At 49.3% G+C, this 21187-nt stretch carries 22 protein-coding genes; 16 read left to right on the plus strand and 6 right to left on the minus strand.

All coding sequences use genetic code 11. The features are described from left to right. The first annotated feature begins 119 nt into the window (after positions 1–119). The 3 genes from P3L40_RS10355 (at position 120) to P3L40_RS10365 (ending at position 5467) form a co-directional block, all read left to right on the plus strand. Positions 120–923: an energy transducer TonB gene (locus tag P3L40_RS10355; protein WP_136135444.1), complete on the plus strand. Its 804-nt coding sequence runs from the start codon at positions 120–122 to the stop codon at positions 921–923. Positions 924–935: 12 nt separating this feature from the next. Continuing rightward, a complete protein-coding gene (locus P3L40_RS10360) occupies positions 936–3068 on the plus strand; it encodes a S9 family peptidase (RefSeq protein WP_136135443.1) in 2133 nt (710 codons plus the stop codon). 140 nt (positions 3069–3208) lie between these two features. Beyond that, the gene (locus P3L40_RS10365) at positions 3209–5467 is read left to right on the plus strand and encodes a TonB-dependent receptor domain-containing protein (protein WP_272693257.1); all 2259 of its coding nucleotides are present in this window, start codon (positions 3209–3211) and stop codon (positions 5465–5467) included. Positions 5468–5529: 62 nt separating this feature from the next. Here P3L40_RS10365 and xseA read toward each other — a convergent pair whose 3' ends face one another. Beyond that, positions 5530–6897, minus strand: a complete 1368-nt coding sequence (gene xseA, locus P3L40_RS10370; protein ID WP_136135442.1) for an exodeoxyribonuclease VII large subunit — start codon at positions 6895–6897, stop codon at positions 5530–5532. 171 nt (positions 6898–7068) lie between these two features. Between xseA and guaB the strand changes: the two genes are divergently transcribed. From guaB to P3L40_RS10435, 13 genes are all read left to right on the plus strand, one after another. Beyond that, positions 7069–8535, plus strand: coding sequence for an IMP dehydrogenase (gene guaB, locus P3L40_RS10375; protein ID WP_004253607.1), 1467 nt, complete (start codon positions 7069–7071; stop codon positions 8533–8535). A gap of 85 nt (positions 8536–8620) precedes the next feature. Beyond that, on the plus strand, positions 8621–10198 hold the full coding sequence (guaA, locus tag P3L40_RS10380) for a glutamine-hydrolyzing GMP synthase (protein WP_136135441.1): 1578 nt from the start codon (positions 8621–8623) through the stop codon (positions 10196–10198). A 38-nt stretch (positions 10199–10236) separates the two neighbouring features. Further along, positions 10237–10413, plus strand: a complete 177-nt coding sequence (locus P3L40_RS10385) for a hypothetical protein (RefSeq protein WP_001131288.1) — start codon at positions 10237–10239, stop codon at positions 10411–10413. A gap of 89 nt (positions 10414–10502) precedes the next feature. Beyond that, on the plus strand, positions 10503–11705 hold the full coding sequence (locus tag P3L40_RS10390; protein WP_000954590.1) for a tyrosine-type recombinase/integrase: 1203 nt from the start codon (positions 10503–10505) through the stop codon (positions 11703–11705). A 147-nt stretch (positions 11706–11852) separates the two neighbouring features. After that, positions 11853–12074, plus strand: a complete 222-nt coding sequence (locus P3L40_RS10395) for a helix-turn-helix transcriptional regulator (protein ID WP_001179606.1) — start codon at positions 11853–11855, stop codon at positions 12072–12074. A 4-nt stretch (positions 12075–12078) separates the two neighbouring features. Then, positions 12079–12906 (plus strand): helicase RepA family protein, encoded by an 828-nt coding sequence (locus P3L40_RS10400; RefSeq protein WP_001162384.1) that lies wholly within the window; start codon positions 12079–12081, stop codon positions 12904–12906. Then, positions 12893–13774 (plus strand): replication protein C, IncQ-type, encoded by an 882-nt coding sequence (gene repC / locus P3L40_RS10405; RefSeq protein WP_000743064.1) that lies wholly within the window; start codon positions 12893–12895, stop codon positions 13772–13774. Before P3L40_RS10400 ends, repC begins: the two co-directional genes overlap by 14 nt. A 1032-nt stretch (positions 13775–14806) precedes the next feature. Continuing rightward, on the plus strand, positions 14807–14995 hold the full coding sequence (locus tag P3L40_RS10410; RefSeq protein ID WP_000024442.1) for a FitA-like ribbon-helix-helix domain-containing protein: 189 nt from the start codon (positions 14807–14809) through the stop codon (positions 14993–14995). Between the two features lie 140 nt (positions 14996–15135). Next, positions 15136–15915, plus strand: coding sequence for a P-type conjugative transfer protein TrbJ (gene trbJ, locus P3L40_RS10415; RefSeq protein ID WP_000836966.1), 780 nt, complete (start codon positions 15136–15138; stop codon positions 15913–15915). Between the two features lie 12 nt (positions 15916–15927). Continuing rightward, positions 15928–16164 (plus strand): entry exclusion lipoprotein TrbK, encoded by a 237-nt coding sequence (gene trbK, locus P3L40_RS10420; protein WP_000718002.1) that lies wholly within the window; start codon positions 15928–15930, stop codon positions 16162–16164. Between the two features lie 10 nt (positions 16165–16174). Continuing rightward, the gene (trbL, locus tag P3L40_RS10425) at positions 16175–17602 is read left to right on the plus strand and encodes a P-type conjugative transfer protein TrbL (protein ID WP_001405816.1); all 1428 of its coding nucleotides are present in this window, start codon (positions 16175–16177) and stop codon (positions 17600–17602) included. 4 nt (positions 17603–17606) lie between these two features. Further along, on the plus strand, positions 17607–17855 hold the full coding sequence (locus tag P3L40_RS10430; protein ID WP_000213809.1) for a hypothetical protein: 249 nt from the start codon (positions 17607–17609) through the stop codon (positions 17853–17855). Positions 17856–17918: 63 nt separating this feature from the next. Beyond that, entirely contained in the window at positions 17919–18143 is a 225-nt protein-coding gene (locus P3L40_RS10435) for a type I toxin-antitoxin system ptaRNA1 family toxin (RefSeq protein ID WP_000211355.1), read from the plus strand. 36 nt (positions 18144–18179) lie between these two features. On the opposite strand, the gene P3L40_RS10440 is transcribed toward P3L40_RS10435, so the two are convergent. From P3L40_RS10440 to P3L40_RS10460, 5 genes are all read right to left on the minus strand, one after another. Next, positions 18180–18383, minus strand: a complete 204-nt coding sequence (locus tag P3L40_RS10440; protein WP_000131871.1) for a hypothetical protein — start codon at positions 18381–18383, stop codon at positions 18180–18182. A gap of 114 nt (positions 18384–18497) precedes the next feature. Further along, positions 18498–19565: an ACR3 family arsenite efflux transporter gene (arsB, locus tag P3L40_RS10445; protein WP_001272375.1), complete on the minus strand. Its 1068-nt coding sequence runs from the start codon at positions 19563–19565 to the stop codon at positions 18498–18500. Next, positions 19562–20068, minus strand: a complete 507-nt coding sequence (locus tag P3L40_RS10450; protein WP_000140066.1) for an arsenate reductase ArsC — start codon at positions 20066–20068, stop codon at positions 19562–19564. The genes arsB and P3L40_RS10450 overlap by 4 nt, the downstream gene beginning before the upstream one ends. Beyond that, positions 20065–20832, minus strand: coding sequence for an arsenical resistance protein ArsH (arsH, locus tag P3L40_RS10455; RefSeq protein WP_001239389.1), 768 nt, complete (start codon positions 20830–20832; stop codon positions 20065–20067). Before arsH ends, P3L40_RS10450 begins: the two co-directional genes overlap by 4 nt. Then, positions 20829–21161 (minus strand): ArsR/SmtB family transcription factor, encoded by a 333-nt coding sequence (locus P3L40_RS10460; protein ID WP_000447876.1) that lies wholly within the window; start codon positions 21159–21161, stop codon positions 20829–20831. The genes arsH and P3L40_RS10460 overlap by 4 nt, the downstream gene beginning before the upstream one ends. Positions 21162–21187: the final 26 nt, after the last annotated feature.

Genomic DNA, 21187 nt, shown 5'->3' on the forward strand with positions numbered 1-21187 from the left:
TTCAAAAAAGTTAATTTTGTGAAGTATTCTTTATTTTCATTAAGAAATGATTTCCATTTTCATTTGTTATTAATTATCATTTGCGTTTATGTGAAGATACATAAGTACATAAGATAAAAATGAGTATAACAACATTTGAAAATGAGTATTTAAAGCGAACGACGAAGATGAGTGGGTGGTTCGCATTGGCAATTGCTCTTCATGTCGCTGTGGTTGGGGGCTATATATGGGTAACTTATAATCAACAATGGGAAGAGCTATTGCCTCCACCATCAGTGGTGATGGAAATTTCGATAGAGTCGCAAGCCGAACAATTGACAGAAGTTAACATTGGTCAACTACAAGAGTTAGCGGTGGCGAGTCAGGCCTATGAGGCTCCATCAGAAGAGAAAATTATCCCACCATTAGCCATCAATGAGCAGGCAGAAGTGCAAGTGGCTAATACGGCGAGTACAAAGCGAAATGTTGAAGTAAAAAAACAAAAACATGAAAAGCAGGTGGTTGAACAAAAACAAGCGACTGATTCAAAAGCCAATGATGCCCCTGTCACCAGTGATGCAGCAGCACCATTACAGACGCAGAAAATTGCCGCAGAATTTAATAGCCAGTCACAATCGATAGAGAACGCGAAAAGGCTGTGGGAAGCACAAGTATTGGGTAAATTAAATAAATACAAGCGTTTCCCTGAAGATGCCGTAAGGCGAGGGCGAGTTGGTCAATCAGCAGTAACATTTACGGTTGACCCACAAGGTTTTTTACTTGATAGCGAGCTGGTGAGTTCATCTGGAACGCGATCGTTGGATAGAGAAGCCTTGCAGGTTTTATCAAGAGCGGCACCTTTACCTGAACCACCTACTGAAATTTTAATCAACGGGCGGGTAACAGTCAGGATCCCTATTGATTTTACTCTTAATGAAAAATAGATTGGATGAATTATGCGTAATAAACTTACTGAGTTTTGTCTTATTACATTACTTGGTTTATATGCAGCAACCAGTGCTGCGGAGGATAGAATGTCAGCACCAATAGCCAAAAAACAACCACATACAATGACTACTCACGGAGATGTCCGTGTTGATAACTATTATTGGTTAAGGGATGACCAACGTGAGTCTCCAGAAATTATCGAATACTTAACGCAAGAAAATGACTATACAAAGCAACAATTAGAGAAAGGTGAGTCGTTAAAAAAAGAGATTTACGATGAACTCTTTTCGCGTATGAAGCAGGACGATGAGTCAGTTCCCTATAATTATAATGGTTATACTTACCGCTCACGAGTGGTTGCGGGAAAAAATTATTCTATCTATGAAAGACGTCCGGTAAATAGTCAGGGTGAATGGGTTGTATTAGTTGACGGTAATGAACGTGCCGAAGGCACAGAATATTATCGTATGGGCGCGTTAGCTATTTCGCCAGATAATACCACGCTTGCCATTGCCGAAGATCGTCAAGGGCGTAATGAATTTGCAGTGTCATTTCGAAAAATTGATGAGAGCGAGTGGCAAGAGAATGTATTAACCAATACATCAGGGAATATTGTTTGGGCTAATGATAACCAAACGCTATTCTATGTGAATAAGGACAAGCAAACATTGCTTCCTTATCAAGTGGTTAGGCACCAATATGGTACACAGCAAACTCAAGACAAACTGGTGTATGAAGAAAAGGATGATACTTTTTACGTTAGTTTAGCGAAATCGACGTCAAAAGATTTTATTTTAATAGGTATCACGAGTACTGAAACTTCTGAATATCGGTTAATTGATGCAAATCAGCCACAAAATGATGCTAAAATCTTAAAACCACGTCAAGTTGGGGTTGAGTACTATCCTGATCATTTCAATGGTAAATTCTATATTCGTTCTAATCACCAGCACCCATTGTTTGGTTTATATATTGCAGACAATATTTCAGCGCCGTGGGTAAGCTTTATTACACCACGTGATGGGGTTGATCTTGAAGGTTTTGCGTTATTTAATAACTGGTTAGTGGTAGAAGAGCGCCAAAACGGCTTAGTAAATATACGCCAAATCAGTTGGTTAACGCATAAAGAAAACCAAGTGAGCTTTGATGACCCAACTTACATGGCGTGGATTGGGAATAACCCTGAGCCTGATACAGACACATTACGCTACGGCTACTCATCAATGACCACACCGTCTTCAGTATATGAAATTAATATGCTAACTCAAGAAAAACAGCTTTTAAAACAAGAAGAAGTTAAAGATTTTAATAAGCAAAATTACCAAAGTGAGCGTATTTGGGTCACTGCACAAGATGGGGTAAAAGTCCCTGTTTCCTTAGTTTACCGTAAAGATCTTTTCAAACATGGTCAAAATCCATTGTTAGTCTATGGTTATGGCGCTTATGGATATGGCATAGACCCTTCTTTTAGTTCATCTCGTTTGTCTTTATTGGATCGCGGTTTTGTTTACGCGATTGCACATATTCGTGGTGGTGGTGACTTAGGTAAAAATTGGTACATACAAGGCAAAACAATCCACAAAATGAATACATTTACTGACTTTATTGATGCAACCAAAGGGTTATTATCAGAAGGTTATGGTAAAGCAGGGCATGTGTATGCCATGGGGGGCAGTGCGGGGGGCTTATTAATGGGAGCGGTGGTGAATATGGCGCCTGACTTATACGAGGGTGTTGTTTCCGCTGTTCCATTTGTAGATGTGGTAACTACAATGTTAGACCCATCAATTCCTCTGACTACTGGGGAATACGACGAGTGGGGTAACCCTGAAAATGAAGAGGATTACTGGCGAATTAAAGCGTATAGCCCTTATGACAATATCAAAGCACAACATTACCCACATATTTTAGTGACGACAGGGTTACATGATTCCCAAGTTCAATACTGGGAACCTGCAAAATGGGTGGCTAAATTGCGAGATATTAAACAAGGTAATTCATTATTATTATTAGAAACGAATATGAATGCGGGCCATGGCGGTAAATCAGGGCGTTTTAATGCACTCGATGATATTGCCCAAGAATATAGCTTTATTCTTATGCTTGAAAATAAAGACAAATATTTTCCATATTTAAAATAATAATTAACCTATAAAATTTAGGTGATTTTAGGCCAGCAACAAGATTAATCACATTGTTGCTGAGCCTTTTCACAGGCACTATTTGGCCTGTGCTAGCGGTGTGAGCGTATGACACTCAGTACGTTTACAGGAATGGTTTAATGAATAATAAAACAATAATTATGGTAGCTGGCATTATTGCCACTAGCTACCAAGGGATCGCTTTGGCTGAAAATACACAGCAGCAAAATAAGCAGAAAGAAGGTGTGGTTAATTTTAGCCAATTAAAAGTTTCAGGTGCGCAGAAACAAACCCCACTAGTCAAAGCATTAGAAAAACCAGGTGCTTATAGTGCGGTTGGTACAGAAAATAAATTGCAGTCGATGGATAAAATTATTCGCACCATGCCCGGTACCTATACTCAAATGGATGCCAGCCAAGGTACGGTTAACGTCAATATTCGTGGGCTGAGTGGTTTTGGTCGCGTGAATATGATGGTTGATGGTATTACACAAAGTTATTATGGTATCTCACCGAGCAAATATACCCACGGTATGCAGCCGAGTAATGATTTTGGTTCATTAATTGATCCAAACTTTATTGTCTCAGTGGAAGTGGAGAAAGGGCAGTTGAATGGCAGTAATAGCATTAATGCTTTAGCCGGAAGTGCGAATTTCCGCACTATCGGAATTGATGACGTCATTTTTAACGACAATTTATACGGACTGCGTAGTAAAGCTAACTGGGGGGATAATGGTCTCGGTTATAACGGAATGGTTGCCGTTGCGGGTAAAACGCAATTACAGGATGATGGTTACTTTGGTGGTTTAATTGCAATTAGTGGTCATAATATTCCCGGAAGTTATAAGAATGGAGACGGCTTTGACAGTGATGAATTTGCCACAGATCCCTCATTCAAACAAAAGCCACAATCTCAATTGGCAAAGTTGAAATATAAACCTAATGATCGCCATGAATTGGAATTCAGTGGGCGTTTTTTGCAAAATAAACTTACCAGCAGAAAGATTAATAGTGAGGACTATTATCTAAAATATAAATACACTCCATTAAATGAATTAATTGACGTAGAAATACTGGCAAGCCATGGCAATAATGAACAAAAATTTCAAGGTGATCCTATTGGTGGAGCCTTTAAAAATGCCATATCTAGAAATAAATCTGATAGTATAAATTTATCCAATACTAGCCATTTTTCTTATGGAGATGTGGATTATAAATGGCAAGTTGGTTCGAAATTAATGAAAACCAAATACCAAAAAACATCTCAACCTGTTGAAGACTCTAACACCCAAATATATAACCCATTTTCACCGAGTGGCACGCAAGATATCGTGAGCTTATATACCCAATTTGAAGGGAAATATGATATCTATACCGCTACATTTGATCTTAATTATCTTAATTATAAAGTTAAAGGTTATAAACCTGCGTGTGATGAAACCGAAAAATGTTTCCCCCAAGAAGCCAGTACATTGAATATCAAGGATAGCGGTATTAACCCTGGTGTTTTATTATCAGCACAAATTATTCCTGAGTTTCAACCTTTTGTTAGTTATGCTCACTCGATGCGTGCACCTAATTCCCAAGAGGCTTTTTTCTCGCAAAATGGTGGGCAGAGCATGAACCCATTCCTAAAAGGGGAAAAGTCGAAAACATGGCAAGTTGGGTTTAATAGCTTCAAGCCTGACTTAGTTGTAGAGGGCGATCAATTCAATATGAAAGCTCTGTGGTTCCATACACATATTAAAGACTACATTACTAGCAAATCATTTATGTTGTGCCGAGCAAACTCACAAGAAGAGTTTGATTGGTGCTTGATTAACGATGATGTTTGGAATAAAGAAAACCCAGATATTTTTCAGCGTGCAGATATGTATGTTAATGATCCTAGAGATGTGAATTTACGAGGGTATGAGTTGCAAGCCAATTATGATGCAGGTGTATTTTATTCAATGGTTTCATATACCAAAGAGTCAGGAAAACAACCGGTTTCTATTAATAGTACCTCCGTATTTAGTGCAGGGGATTTCACTCAATTACCTGACTATTACCTAACATTAGACTCAGGTGTACGCTTATTTGATGAAAAACTGACACTCGGTTCAACGATTACATGGACTGGCCCCTCCAAACGGATTAGCCCAGTACCCGATGGCGACCAAAATGGTGATGCTATGACGGAGAAATATGAGAAACAACCAACTATTGTTGATGTATATGCAGATTATGAAATTAATAAAAACGTTAAATTGATGATGACTATTAACAATGTGACGAATAAAAACTATACCGATGCATTAAATCGCGCAAATTCGGGGGCAATTATGGAAGAACGAGGGCGAAATAACGAAACGGGTAGAGGGCGTACTTATATGATTGGTGGGCAGGTACGTTTCTAACCAGTATATAAATTTACAACCACTTATCCCGTTATTTTAATCGAGATAAGTGGTTAAAATAATCACTTCGATACTCTTTTGGTTTTAACTTTCTCAATGTGAGTAATTTGGCTTTCAACCCAACCATCATTAAGGCGTGTTTTCAGTGGTTGCCCTAATTTTACTTGGCTGGTTTTTTTCAACACGGTGCCTTCTGCCGTCTCACTAATACTAAAGCCGCGAGCAAGTGTTGCCAATGGGCTGACCGCTTCCATTTTCGAACAAGCAACAGCAAAACGTTGACGATAGCTATTGACCAAACTCGTGATCATATTTTGCAAATGATACTGTGTTTGCTGCAACTGACGTTGTTGTTTTTGCAGCTGAGGGCGTAAATCATTTTGTAGCAAACGGCGATTAACTCTTTCGAATTTAGCCGTCGAATTTTGTAGTTGCCGAGTCATCGACTGTGCTAGCTTTTGTTGCAATAAATTAAGTTGATTATATTGCCGTGCCAAACGTAATTGTGGGTGCTGTTGTTGTAAACGGTGATGCAAACGAGCAAATCTTTGTTGTTGGCCTGCCACGTAATAATCCATTGCCATTTCAAGGTGTTGCTGTGCAGATTTTAACTGCCGCAGCATTTCTAGCTGGTTACGGCTAACAAGCTCGGCTGCCGCAGATGGGGTTGGTGCTCTTATGTCCGCTACATAGTCCGCAATCGTCACATCAGTTTCATGACCAACAGCACTAATTATAGGCAGTTGACTAGCAAAAATAGCTCTAGCAACGATTTCTTCATTAAATGCCCACAAATCTTCAAGGGAGCCCCCACCGCGACCGACAATTAACACATCACATTCTTGACGCAAATTTGCTAGCTCAATCATTCGAGCAATTTGTGCTGGTGCCATTTCGCCTTGAACGGCCGTTGGATAGATAATGATAGGCAGAGAAGGATCCCGGCGGCGTAAAATATTTAAAATATCATGTAGGGCTGCACCGGTTGCTGATGTAATGATACCGACAGATTTAGCAGGGCTAGGTAGCGGTTTTTTATGAATAATATCAAATAAGCCTTGTGCGCTTAGCGTTTGTTTTAATAGTTCAAAACGCTGTTGCAGTAAGCCCTCACCGGCTGGCTGCATACTTTCAAGGATTAATTGGTAGTCACCTCGAGGTTCATATAAAGTCACTGTCGCTCTAACCAAAACTTGCTGGCCATTTTGTGGGCGGAAAGTGACACGTGCATTCTGCCCACGGAACATTGCCGCACGTACCTGTGCTCGGTCATCTTTTAAGGTTAAGTACCAATGACCTGAACTTGGCTGTGAAAAATTGGAAATTTCAGCGGTTAACCAAATACGCCCCATTTGGCTATCGAGTAGTTCTCGAACTGTTTGGTTAAGCTTGCTAACAGAGTAAATTGCGTTATTTTGTGAAGTCGACATGTGAGCCAGATCAAATTTTAAAACAATGACTTAATCGATAGATACTAACGCAGCTATAGGAGTTATCAAGTTTTTTTTCAAAAAAACGCTGGAAGCAACCGTTTTCGGTGTGTATAATGCCGCGGCAATATTTTATACCTTTCCATAACGCTGCCTGGTGGGATATTGCCTATGTTACGCATTAAAAAAGAAGCACTTACTTTCGACGACGTTTTACTCGTTCCTGCACACTCAACCGTATTACCGAATACCGCAGATTTATCAACTCAACTGACTGCAAACATCCGCCTGAACATTCCTATGCTTTCTGCAGCCATGGATACTGTCACTGAATCTGATCTTGCTATTGCATTAGCACAAGAAGGTGGCATTGGTTTCATCCATAAAAACATGACTATTGAGCGCCAAGCGGAAGAAGTTCGCCGCGTGAAAAAGCATGAAAGTGGTGTCGTCACTGACCCTGTGACAGTAACGCCTGATACCACCATTCGTGAAGTGCAAGAAATGGCTGAACGCAATGGTTTTGCAGGTTATCCAGTAGTTGCAAACGACAACTCATTAGTTGGTATTATTACTGGCCGCGATGTTCGTTTCGTGACGGATTTAGACCAGCCTGTTACTGCTGTGATGACGCCAAAAGAACGTTTAGTCACCGTGAAAGAAGGCGAAGCACGTGAAATTGTTTTACAAAAAATGCATGAAAAACGTGTAGAAAAAGCCTTAGTGATTGATGATAACTTTCATTTGTTAGGGATGATCACTGTTAAAGACTTCCAAAAAGCAGAACGTAAGCCAAACGCGTGTAAAGACGAGCAAGGCCGTTTGCGTGTTGGTGCTGCTGTTGGTGCTGGTGCAGGAAATGAAGAGCGTGTTGACGCACTGGTGGCTGCTGGCGTTGACGTTTTATTAATTGATTCATCACATGGTCATTCAGAAGGCGTATTACAACGTATTCGTGAAACCCGCCAAAAATACCCTGACTTACAAATCATTGGCGGTAACGTAGCAACCGCGGAAGGGGCGAAAGCGCTGGCTGACGCAGGTGTTAGCGCCGTTAAAGTCGGTATTGGCCCTGGTTCAATTTGTACAACTCGTATCGTAACTGGTGTGGGTGTACCACAAATTACGGCTATTGCAGAAGCGGCAGAAGCTCTGGAAGGTACGGGTATTCCTGTTATCGCGGATGGGGGTATTCGCTTCTCAGGTGATATCTCTAAAGCTATCGCGGCAGGCGCAGCCTGTGTGATGGTTGGCTCAATGTTCGCAGGAACTGAAGAGTCTCCGGGAGAAACTATTTTATTCCAAGGCCGTACTTACAAAGCATATCGTGGCATGGGCTCACTGGGTGCGATGTCTAAAGGTTCGTCAGATCGTTATTTCCAATCTGATAATGCAGCAGACAAATTAGTGCCAGAAGGTATTGAAGGCCGCGTAGCATACAAAGGTCGCCTAAAAGAAATCATTCATCAACAAATGGGTGGCTTACGCTCCTGTATGGGCCTGACGGGCTGTGGTACTATTGATGCATTAAGAACAAAAGCAGAATTTGTTCGCATCAGTGGAGCCGGTATCCAAGAAAGCCACGTTCATGATGTTACTATCACGAAAGAATCTCCAAACTACCGTTTGGGGCAATAATCGATAAAGTTTCTCAGGGTGGCGCATTCATTTGATTGCGTCACCGATTCTTATTTTTGACTTGAATTTTTGGAATTCTCCTCAAATGACAACAAATATCCATAAACATCGCATTCTTATTCTTGATTTCGGCTCGCAATATACACAGCTGATCGCCCGTCGTATTCGTGAAATTGGCGTTTACTGTGAACTCTGGGCGTGGGACGTTACAGAAGAACAAATTCGAGGATTTAATCCAAACGGTATTATTCTTTCTGGCGGGCCAGAAAGTACGACTGAGTCAGATAGCCCACGAGCTCCTGATTACGTATTTAATGCAGGTGTTCCTGTATTAGGTATTTGTTATGGCATGCAAACCATGTCAATGCAGTTGGGTGGTGCAGTTGAAGTCTCTGGTGAACGTGAGTTCGGTTATGCCAATGTCGAAATCACTGAGCAATGTGAATTATTCCGTGATATTCATGACTCTCTGAACGAAGCTGGCAAACCAGTACTTGATGTCTGGATGAGCCATGGTGATAAAGTTACAGCTATCCCTGCTGATTTTAAAACTATCGCCAGCACGCCAAGCTGCCCATATGCCATCATGGCAAATGAAGAGAAGAAATTCTACGGTGTTCAATTCCACCCAGAAGTGACTCACACTCACCAAGGCCTAAATATTTTAACGCGTTTTGTGAAAGATATTTGCCAATGTGAAGCCCTGTGGACACCAGCGGCAATTATCGAAGACACAGTAGCGCGTTTAAAAGAGCAAATTGGTGATGACCATGTACTGCTCGCATTATCGGGTGGTGTTGATTCATCGGTTACGGCATTGCTATTAAACCGTGCAATTGGTAAACGTTTAACCTGTGTGTTCGTTGATAACGGTTTATTGCGTTTAAACGAAGCAGACCAAGTAATGGAAATGTTCGCAGGTAAATTTGACCTGAACATCATCCATGCAAAAGCTGAAGATCGCTTCTTAAATGCCTTAGCTGGGATCAGCGATCCAGAAGCTAAACGTAAGAAAATTGGCCACGTATTTATCGAAGTATTTGATGAAGAGTCATCTAAGCTGCCTAATATTAAATGGTTGGCTCAAGGGACGATTTACCCAGACGTTATCGAATCAGCAGCATCAGCAACTGGCAAAGCGCACGTTATCAAGTCTCACCATAACGTAGGTGGTCTGCCGGATGACATGAAACTTGGTTTAGTTGAGCCATTAAAAGAATTGTTTAAAGATGAAGTCCGTAAAATTGGTCTCGAATTAGGCCTCCCGTACGATATGCTGTATCGCCACCCATTCCCAGGCCCAGGTTTAGGGGTTCGCGTGTTAGGTGAAGTGAAGAAAGAGTACTGTGACTTATTACGTCGTGCAGATGCTATCTTTATTGAAGAACTGCACAAAGCAGATTTATATCATAAAGTTAGCCAAGCATTTACCGTATTCTTACCTGTCCGCTCTGTTGGCGTCATGGGTGATGGCCGTAAATATGACTGGGTTGTTTCACTGCGTGCAGTTGAAACCATCGACTTTATGACCGCTCATTGGGCACATTTACCTTATGACTTCTTAGGCCGCGTTTCAAACCGCATCATTAATGAAGTCGATGGTATTTCCCGCGTCGTTTATGATATCAGTGGCAAACCACCTGCGACTATTGAGTGGGAATGATTCCGCGTCTGGCACAGCCAGGCACCTGATGGCATGAAATGCCGCTAAGCCCGCGTAATTGCGGGCTTTTTTTTGTTTGTGTTTGGCACGATCTGGCAACGGGAGGAAGCGCCAAGCACCGTTTGAGCATGGCATTAAAGCTGGTATTATGGTTTGGCGATGCCATGATTGATGCCGATACCATGCTGCGTTCTTTTGTGTGTTCATGGTATTAATATTCTATAAGTTACTGTTTCGTAAGAAAAAATACGATAAATTCGAGATTTTTTCAGCATGGTATCGGAGACGAAGAAGGACAAGGTACATGCTGACCGATACCAAGCTGCGCAATCTCAAGCCCAGGGACAAACTCTACAAAGTGAATGACCGGGAAGGTCTCTATGTGGCAGTGACTCCAGCCGGCTCCATCTCGTTCCGTTACAACTACTCAATCAACGGTCGGCAGGAGACCATCACCTTTGGGCGTTATGGTGTCGGTGGCATCACCCTGGCCGAAGCCCGCGAGCTGTTGGGTGACGCCAAGAAGATGGTTGCGGCGGGCAAGTCGCCGGCCAAGGAGAAAGCCCGAGACAAGGCGCGGGTGAAAGATGCAGAGACGTTCGGTGCCTGGGCGGAGAAGTGGCTGCGTGGCTACCAGATGGCCGACTCCACCCGCGATATGCGCCGCTCGGTTTATGAGCGTGAGCTGAAGCCGAAATTCAGCAATCAGAAGCTGGTGGAGATCACCCACGAAGACTTGCGGGCGCTGGCTGATGCCATTGTTGAGCGAGGCGCACCGGCCACCGCCGTTCATGTGCGTGAAATCGTGTTGCAGGTATTTCGCTGGGCCATCGAGCGTGGGCAGAAGGTCGAAAACCCGGCAGAACTGGTGCGCCCAACAAGCATCGCTCGATTCGAGCCACGTGACCGAGCGTTGACGCCAGAAGAAATTGGGCTGATGTACCAGTACATGGAGCGAGTGGGCACAAGCCCAACAAACCGTGCGGCTGCCAAGCTGTTATTGCTGACGATGGTGCGCAAGAGCGAGCTGACCAATGCGACCTGGAGCGAGATCAATTTCAGCGAAGCGTTGTGGACGATTCCAAAGGAGCGGATGAAACGCCGTAACCCGCACCTGGTATTTCTGTCCCAGCAGGCTCTGGATATTTTCATTGCCATGAAAACCTTTGCCGGTGGTTCCGACTTCGTTTTGCCATCACGGTACGACTCGGATGCGCCGATGAGCGCTGCCACACTTAACCAGGTGCTGACGCTGACTTACAAGGCGGCGCAGAAAGATGGGAAGTCACTTACCAAGTTCGGACCGCATGATTTGCGGCGCACAGCCAGCACGCTGTTGCATGAGGCCGGCTACAACACCGACTGGATCGAGAAGTGCCTGGCGCACGAGCAGAAGGGCGTGAGGGCTGTCTACAACAAGGCTGAGTACCGCGAGCAGCGGGCGGCGATGTTGCAGGATTGGGCCGATATGATTGATGAGTGGACTTCGGGAGGCAGTAAGGGTTGATGTTTTTGCTATCTTTGATAGCATTGAAGTTGATGCCGTGAATTTATAAATAAGGCCGCCATTGGCATCGGGCAGGTCAATTACCGATTAGCTGCTTCGCGCAGCTACTCGATGAATAGCAACTATTCATTTGAGAGGTATTGACCCATGCAAAATATAAAGACCCTCATCAACAGGAAGAAGCTCCTGGAGATGATCCCGCTTTCGACACGAACAATTTATAACCTGGAGCAGCGAGGGGATTTTCCACGCCGTATCGCGTTAACCAGTAGAAATGTCGCCTGGGATTTGTCAGAGGTCGAAGAGTGGATTGAGGCACGTAAATCATCGGGTGATCAAGCTGCGCGACCTGGCCCTATAGAGGGCTAGTTATATGGCTCTTGATCTTATGGCGGCTTTCACGGAATTGCCGCCACCCATTGATTATGTTCTGCCTAATATGGTTGCTGGCACTGTTGGTGCTCTTGTGTCGCCTGGTGGGGCTGGTAAATCCATGTTGGCCCTTCAATTGGCTGCACAGATTGCAGGCGGGCCTGATTTACTTGAAATAGGCGAGTTTCCCACCGGGCAAGTGGTCTATCTGCCTGCTGAAGATCCACCGGCCGCTATTCACCATCGTCTGCACGCCCTTGGGGCACACCTCAGCGCAGCGGAACGGCAAGCCGTGGCTGATGGTTTGCTCATTGAACCCTTGATCGGTAAATGCCCAAACATCATGGCTGCTAGCTGGTTCGATGCTCTCAAACGAGCCGCTGAAGGTCGTCGCTTGATGATCTTGGACACTTTGCGGCGCTTCCACATTGAGGAGGAGAACGCTAGCGGGCCGATGGCGCAGGTTGTTGGGCACATGGAGGCCATAGCCGCTGATACAGGCTGCTCCATTGTGTTTCTGCACCACGCGAGTAAAAGCGCAGCCATGATGGGGTCGGGCGATCAACAGCAGGCCAGTCGTGGATCGTCCGTACTGGTTGATAACATCCGTTGGCAATCGTACCTATCCGGCATGACGCAAGGCGAGGCCGAGATACTGGGGGTCGATGATTGTCAGCGTGGGTATTTTGTCCGCTTTGGCGTCAGCAAGGCCAACTATGGCGCACCTTTTCAAGAACTCTGGTTTAGACGGCACGACGGCGGCGTGTTGAAGCCTGCTGTACTGGAGCGGCAGTGCAAGGTGAAAAGGAGACAGCGTGAAGAAGCCTAAGCATGACCTGACCCACGTCCGACATGATCCCGCGCACTGTTTGGCACCTGGCCTGTTCCGCAGCCTCAAGCGTGGCGATCGCAAACGCTGCAAGCTGGACGTGACCTACACCTTTGGCGAGGACGAATCCATGCGTTTCGTCGGATTCGAACCTCTCGGGGCCGATGATATGCGTCTTTTGCAAGGCATCGTGGCCCTTGGCGGCCCGAACGGCATCTTGCTAACCCCGGAACCGACCAGTGAGACGGGGCGACAGCTACGGCTATTCCTTGAACCCCGTTTCGAAGCCATTGAGCAAGACGGCTTGGTGGTTCGTGAGAGCCTGACCAAACTGCTCTCAGAAACGGGCATGACGGATAGCGGCGACAACATCAAGGCGCTCAAAGCCAGCCTGCTGCGCATGTCGAACGTCACCATCCTTGTGACGAAGGGACGGCGGCAAGCCGCGTTCCACCTGATGAGTCATGCTTTTGACGAGACGGACGGCAGGCTATGGGTTGCCCTGAATCCGCGTATTGCCGAAGCGATCCTGGGGCATCGTCCATATGCCCGTATCGACATGGCGGAAGTGCGGGTGCTACAGACTGATCCGGCACGGCTGATGCACCAACGGCTATGCGGCTGGATCGACCCCGGCAAATCCGGGCGCGTGGAACTGGACACGCTTTGCGGCTATGTCTGGCCAGATGAAGCCAATGCCGAAGCTATGAAAAAACGCCGTCAGACTGCCCGGAAGGCACTGGCCGAACTTGCCGCCGTGGGTTGGGTAGTGAACGAATACGCCAAGGGAAAATGGGAGATCAAGAGGCCTGGCCCCACGGCAACTGCACCCGTTTACCGTCGTAACGTTCCCTTGTTACCGTCGTAACGCTCCCCTTCTGCCGTCGTAACGTTCCCCGTCCCAATTTGGAAAACCCAGACGGTGCGCTGCTTTGCGGGCAGTTTGGGAAATCCATCCAAGATTATCTAAAGATAATCCATCATGCGCGGTGCAGCTCGCGCCTTGAGGGCGCGTTCTGACCTTGCCAATAAAGCCCTGGCGGGCTTTATCAATCGGCCATAGGCCGATGGTTTAACGCCAAGAAGAGAAGGCGGCTTCAGTGGCCGCTGAAACGCCTTGTGAGAGGGGAAAACAACCCGGAGTCCCTTATTCCATGAGCTGAAGCAGAATCTGCGTCTAACGGTGCTGGAGGGCCGCTGTGTGCACTTGTAGTTATCTGTACTGAAACCTTGGCTCGAAACGTGAAATGGCTAAGCAGTGCCCATTCGTTCGGTAAGAATAATAAGAAGATTATTATTCTTATTATTACCAAGCAGGAATGAGCCGTGTGTGTTGGACGCCCATAACCAGTAACCTGCGTGAAGGTGTCAACATCAGGAAAGGTTGCCCCTCAAGTATCAATACGTCGCCTTAGTGGTATGACGGGAGGGGAGGCAAATTTCTTGTGTTCATTGACACTTGAGGGGCGGGTTATGCCCTTCTTTTTTGGCGTCCAACTCGCCCCATCGGGGCGAATGGTTTGTGTCGATTGTTGGCATTTTAGGTTCCGATTTAAAGCCGATTGAGCAGCGATTTTGAAGCGACTATGTCGATTGCAGGCCGATTTGGTGACGATTACGGTTATGTTGCCAAGAATCGGTGTTTGTTTGACGATAAAACGCTTTACGTTCGATATGCGCTAGATTTTCAATAGTGGGTGAAATGCGGGCAGGATGGGTGAAGTTAGCTAACCGGCAAGCCGGTTATCTATCTTCACTGTCCCTTATTCGCGCCGGGGGCACTCAACGGGAATCCTGCCCTGCGGGGCTGATCGGCTACCGCCGGTTGCAAGAGTATAGGTCTTGCTATTTTTAATATCTTTGATAGCATGGTTGTCGGGTACACCAAAAGGGTATTGATATGGCAAATGTGCTTATCAGGAATTTACCCGCCGAGGTGCACCGTGCGTTGAAAGTTCGAGCAGCGCTCAACGATAGGAGCACCGACGCGGAAATACGCGAAATACTGACGGCGGCAGTACAGCCGCTAGAGCTTGAAGAGATTGGCCGGGAAGTTGGCTTGTCCGAAAGCGATAAAAAAACAGAGTAGTTTTACGTTTGTAAGTCCGGGCCTCAGCGCCAAGGGCAATACCGATCAGCTAGTGGCGTAGCTCTTCGATGAAACGTTGCCGAGAACAAGCACAACGCTTGGTCAAGGCAATGCCTTCTTTTCATCGACGGAGTACGACCATGAAGTCCAAAATTTTAGCGGCTAAAAAAACCGCTCTAGCCGTTGCACTCGCAACCGGCTTTATCACCACTACCACCGCCCCTGTGCAAGCTGGTATCCCCGTCATCGACGGCGGCAACCTGGCCCAGAACATCATGACGGCCATCGAGTCGGTGGCGCAGACGCTCAAGCAGATTGAGCAGTACCAGACCCAGTTGCAGCAGTACGAAAATCAGCTCCAGAACACGATGGCCCCAGCCGCGTATATCTGGGATCAGGCGCAGACTACGATCAACCGGCTGATTGCCGCGCAAAACACGCTGGCCTATTACGAGAACCAGCTAGGCAGCCTGGATCGTTACCTGGCCAAGTTTCAGGACGTGGCCTATTACCGCAGCTCGCCATGCTTCAACGGCAGCGGCGGATGCACGCCGGCCGAAAAGGCAGCGATGGAAGAGAACCGCCGCCTGGCGTCAGAGTCGCAAAAGAAGGCCAACGATGCCCTGTTCCAGACCGTTGCCGACCAGCAAAAGGCTTTGAAGGATGACGCCCGTACCCTGGAGCGGCTGCAAGGCGCGGCCCAGGGTGCAACTGGCCAGCTACAGGCCATCGGCTACGCCAACCAGCTCGCCAGCCAGCAGGCCAATCAGCTCTTGCAGATTCGCACCATGTTGACCGCCCAACACAACGCGGAGGCAGCCCGGATTGCAGCAGAACTCGATGCCGAGGCGCGAGGTGATGCCAGGGCCGAGCAAATGCGTACCTGGACGTTTCGCCCGAGTCCGGCAGACAACTACTAGGGAGGCGGTGAGATGAAAAAAATCTTTTTTACTACCGCGGCTACGTTGCTGTTGTTGGCTGGATGTGAACAGGAAAGGATGCCCGAACCAAATGCGGCGACGTGTGCCCCCGATGCGTTCCAGGCAGCACTGAATGAAATGCGCAGCGAAGCGAACCGAGAGGCCTTTACCGAGGAATGCAGAGCATTCCAGAAGGCCAAGCAGATGCGTCAGTGGGAGTTCAAGCCCAGCCCTAAAGATGATTATTGAGGTGGTCGCCATGAGAAAGAAAATTGCTCTAGGTGGCTTGATGATGGTCGCCACAATGGTGCTGGCTGAACCTGCAATGGCGCAGGAGCTAAGTAGCAGCGGTGTTATGAATGATGTGCTCAAGCGTTTTCATGATGCTGCCGCAACATGGGGGCCAGCTATTGAGTCCGCTGCATCGCGTTTGTTCTGGACGCTGGTTGTGATTTCGATGGTCTGGACATTCGGCATGATGGCTTTGCGCAAGGCCGACATTGGCGAGTTCTTCGCGGAGTTCGTTCGCTTCACGATCTTCACCGGCTTTTTCTGGTGGTTGCTGACGAATGCGAACCAGGGCATGAATATCGCCGGTACGATTGTTCAGTCATTGCAAACTCTGGGCGCGCAGGCGGGGGGACTTTCCAATAGCAATCTTGGGCCCTCCAGCATCCTTGATCTTGGTTTCGAGTTATACAACCGCACAGTACAGGCCACCTCGGAGCTGGGATGGCGGCAGATGGCAACTGCTCTGGTCATGGAGCTAATGGCCCTGGCTGTTTTGTTTGTCCTGGCGTTGATTGCGGTCAACCTGTTGCTGTTGCTCGCATCAGCCTGGATTCTGTTGTATGCCGGTGTGTTCTTCCTTGGCTTTGGTGGAAGTCGTTGGACTTCCGACATGGCGATCAATTACTACAAGACCGTGCTGGGCCTGGCCGCACAGCTTATGGCAATGGTGCTTCTGGTTGCGATTGGCAAAGAGTTCATCAATCACTACTACACGCAAATCAGCGAGAACATGGCATCCCAGGAACTGGCCGTGATGTTGGTTATATCGGTCATCTTGCTTTTCTTGGTCAACAAAGTTCCGCCGATGATTTCTGGTCTTGTGTCTGGTGGTGGTATTGGCGCAGCCGGTGGAATTGGAAACTTCGGTGCGGGTGCGGCAGTTGGGGCGGCGGTGACGGCGGCCAGTATGGCAACTGGCGGCGCTGCCCTGGCAGGTAAAGCGGTTATGGGTGCCGCAGCCGGTGCAGCCGGAGGTGCAAGTGCACTCCAAGCGGCTTTTCAGAAAGCATCAGCGAGTATGGAAACCGGCGGTGACATGTCCAGCATGGGGTCAGTTGTCAGCAGTGGCGGAAACGGTGGTGGTGAAGCGGGTACTGCTGGCAGTAGCCCATTCGCCCAAGCGGCTGGCTTTGGTGACAGCGGCAGTAGCTCAAGCGGTGGCGGCTTTGCCAAGGCCGCGAAGCTGGCCACAGGCACGGCCTCCGAGTTAGCCAAGGGTGTCGGCTCTCAAGTGAAGCAGGGATTCCAGGAGCGAGTGAGCGAAACCACAGGCGGAAAACTGGCTGCTTCGATACGCGAAAGCATGGAGCCGAAAGAAGCAAGCCAATCTGGCCAGTTCGAGGGCAATAGCTTGGGCGCCGATTCTGGCCCAGATAGTAACGAAGTCAGGAGTTAGCACGATGACGACATCAACATACATGGCCGCATTGGCGGCCCTGGATGAAGCGCCAAGGGAAGAAGTCAGCCAGGTATTTATTTCGCCGCTGGGTGATCAATCGACCGAGGTCGATGCAGAGACAGAAACAGCCGCTTTTGTATCACGGCCAGACCCTATGAGAGAGAGCGAAACTAAGCCGATAAGTATTGAGGTTAATGGCGGCAGGAATGAGCGGTCAGCATTCGCGGAGGCGGCGGGGCTGTACCTGTAGGCGCACCGGGCTGGCCACAACCAGCCCGGCACTTTCAATCAACACCTACTGGAGAGGTGAATTATGACAACACAACATATTATCGAACCAGGGCAAGCAGTGCATCAAGCAGCGGCTATTCTTTCTTCTTTGGAGTACATCAACCAAGCGGAAGCGCGGAGCCTTGGGCCATTGGCCGAAGCCGTCGCTAATGCTTTTATGGTGGTGTACTACCAAGCTGAAACGGGCCGGGCGACACAGGCTGATTTTCAAGAAGCAATGAACGCCTTGCGCCAAGCGTGCAGCTAATGACGAAAGGGCGGCCACTCGAACTGGCCGCCTTTTTCAATCTTCACTGTTTGGCCATTCCCGACCCACAGACGGCGCATCCATCCATTCGCGTTCCTCCGGCGGCAGCGGGTAAGCCCCGGATGCTTCCGCGTCGGCCAGTAGTTCGGCCAGTGTGTAGCGCACCCGACCAGTGGAAACGGCGCGGGCCGGGTCGGCCTTCTCATGCAGCCTGTTCTCTAGGTTCTTTGGGTCTGTCATCGGGCGACCTCAGCAAGCATGGATACTAGGTGTTCCAGGTCAGTGATCGAATGCGCCAGGAAGCGGCCGGCGCGGCAATCTGCAATCATTTCCTCAGTTTTTTCCTACTCATGTTCAACCTCGTTCGTACCAGCTCTTCGAGCGATTCACCACGCGCACGACCAGCAGCATCACCGGCACTTCGACCAGGACGCCGACCACGGTTGCCAATGCAGCGCCGGAGTGCAGACCGAACAAGCTGATGGCGGCCGCCACGGCCAGCTCGAAGAAGTTGCTGGCACCGATCAGGGCCGAAGGACAGGCGACAGAGTGCTTTTCCCCCGCCCGCTTGTTCAGCCAGTAGGCTAACCCGGAATTGAAGAACACTTGAATCAAGATCGGCACGGCTAGCATGGCGATCACTAACGGCTGCCGGATGATGGCCTCGCCCTGGAAGGCGAACAGTAGAACCAACGTCAGCAGCAGCGCGGCCATCGACCACGGCCCGATCTTCTGCATGGCCCGTTCAAAGGCGGCCTGTCCTTGCTTGAGCAGATGCCGCCGCAAGAGCTGCGCCAGGATCACCGGCACGATGATGTAGAGCACGACCGAAATCAGCAGCGTGTCCCAAGGCACCGAGATCGAGGACATGCCCAGCAGCAGGCCGACGATGGGCGCGAAGGCCACGATCATGATGGCGTCGTTCAGAGCCACTTGCGAGAGCGTGAAAAGCGGGTCGCCGTTGGTAAGGCGGCTCCACACGAACACCATTGCCGTGCAGGGCGCGGCGGCCAGCAAGATCAAGCCCGCGATGTAGCTGTCCAGTTGATCGGCCGGCAGGAACGGAGCGAACACTTGTCGGATGAACAGCCACCCCAGCAGGGCCATCGAGAATGGCTTGACGGCCCAATTCACGAACAGCGTGACGCCGATGCCGCGCCAATGCTCTTTGACCTGGTGCAGCGCCCCGAAGTCGATCTTGACCAGCATCGGGACGATCATTACCCAAATCAGCAGGCCCACCGGCAAATTGACCTGGGCCACTTCCATGCGGCCTATGGCCTGGAACACGTCAGGAAGGCCCTGGCCGAGCGCAACACCGGCGACGATGCACAGGGCCACCCACAGCGTCAGGTAACGCTCGAAGCCGCTCATCGGGGCCTGGCGCGGCTTCGCGGCGATGGCCTGTGCGCCGGCGCTCATGCTTCCTGCTCGGTCTTGCCGATGTTCGCCAGCTCGCGCTTGATGGCCGTCTGGTCAAGCATTTTGAGAGGCAGATTCACGAACAGGCGGACGCGGTTCATCATGTGCCGGAAGGTTTGTTCGAAGGCCCGGCGCTTCTCGGCGTCAGTGCCTTCGACGGCGGCCGGGTCTTCAAATCCCCAATGCGCCGAGATCGGCTGACCAGGCCACACCGGACACATTTCGCCGGCGGCGTTGTCGCAGACGGTGATGATGAAGTCCATCTTCGGTGCGTCGGGCGTGGCGTACTCGTCCCAGCTCTTGCTGCGCAGATTCTCGGTCGGGTAATTCACCGACTCCACCTTTTCGACGGCGAAGGGATTGACCTTGCCGGTTGGGTGACTGCCGGCGCTGTAGGCGCGGAAGCGCCCTTGCCCCATCGTGTTGATGAGAGCTTCGGCCATGATGCTGCGCGCCGAATTGCCGGTGCAGAGGATGAGGACGTTATAGATTCTTTCGGTCATGATGTTTCGCTTTCTGGTAGTGGCTGGGGAGCAATGGCGATGGATGAAAGATCGGTGGCCTCGTCGATGACGTGGCCGGCCGCTTTCCGTTCGGAATAGCGGTCTGTCAGTGCTTCACGGTGCGGCCGTACCAGCGCCGTGAAGCGCACCAGTTCTTCCATCACATCGGCTATTCGGTCGTAGTACGGCGAGGGCTTCATGCGGCCCGCCGCGTCGAACTCTTGGAACGCTTTGGCGATACTCGACTGGTTCGGAATGGTGAACATTCGCATCCAGCGGCCGAGCAGACGCAAGGTGTTCACGGCGTTGAAGCTCTGCGAGCCGCCGGATACCTGCATCACGGCCAGGGTGCGGCCTTGGGTCGGCCGGATGCCGGCCATTTCAAGCGGCAGATGGTCAATCTGCGCCTTCATGACACTGGTAATCTGACCGTGGCGTTCCGGGCTGCACCAGACTTGTCCCTCTGACCACTCGGACAGGGCGCGCAGCTCCTTGACGGCCGGGTGATCGTCGCTTTGCACTTGATCGGGCAACGGCAAATCGGACGGGTCGAAGATGCGTGTTTCTGCGCCAAAGAATTGCAGCAGCCGGGCCGCTTCCTCGACGGCCAGCCGTGAGAACGAGCGGGCGCGCAGCGAGCCATACAGCAGCAGGATACGCACCGGCGGGGCGTCGGGTGCCAGCCCGAGCGCCGGGCGCTCGATGGCAAAGGATTTGTCCAAAGCGGGCAAAGAATCGGGGTCGGAAAGATGGCGAAGTCTCATGCCAACACCTTCCCGGCTTCCGTGGTGCAAGACAGGTTGCACACCTGGCCGCCGCAGCAGTTTTCCGTGAGAAAGGCCACCAGGTTAGTGGCCGTCGAAAAGTTCGCCTCGTAGATCACAAATCGGCCTTCTTGCCGCGACGTGACCATGCCGGCGTGTGCCAGCTCTTTCAGGTGGAAGGATAGCGAAGACGGCGGGATGCCGGCCGCTTCGCTGATTTTTCCGGCGGCCATGCCGGCGGGGCCGGCCTGGACGAGAAGCCGGAACACCGCGAGGCGCGATTCTTGAGCGATGGCCGCCAGGGCGGCTACAGCATTTATCGTTTCCATGTTTCAATAATAGTCGAAATATGGAG

This window comes from Providencia sp. PROV040, assembly GCF_032706145.1.
Taxonomy (GTDB): domain Bacteria; phylum Pseudomonadota; class Gammaproteobacteria; order Enterobacterales; family Enterobacteriaceae; genus Providencia; species Providencia hangzhouensis.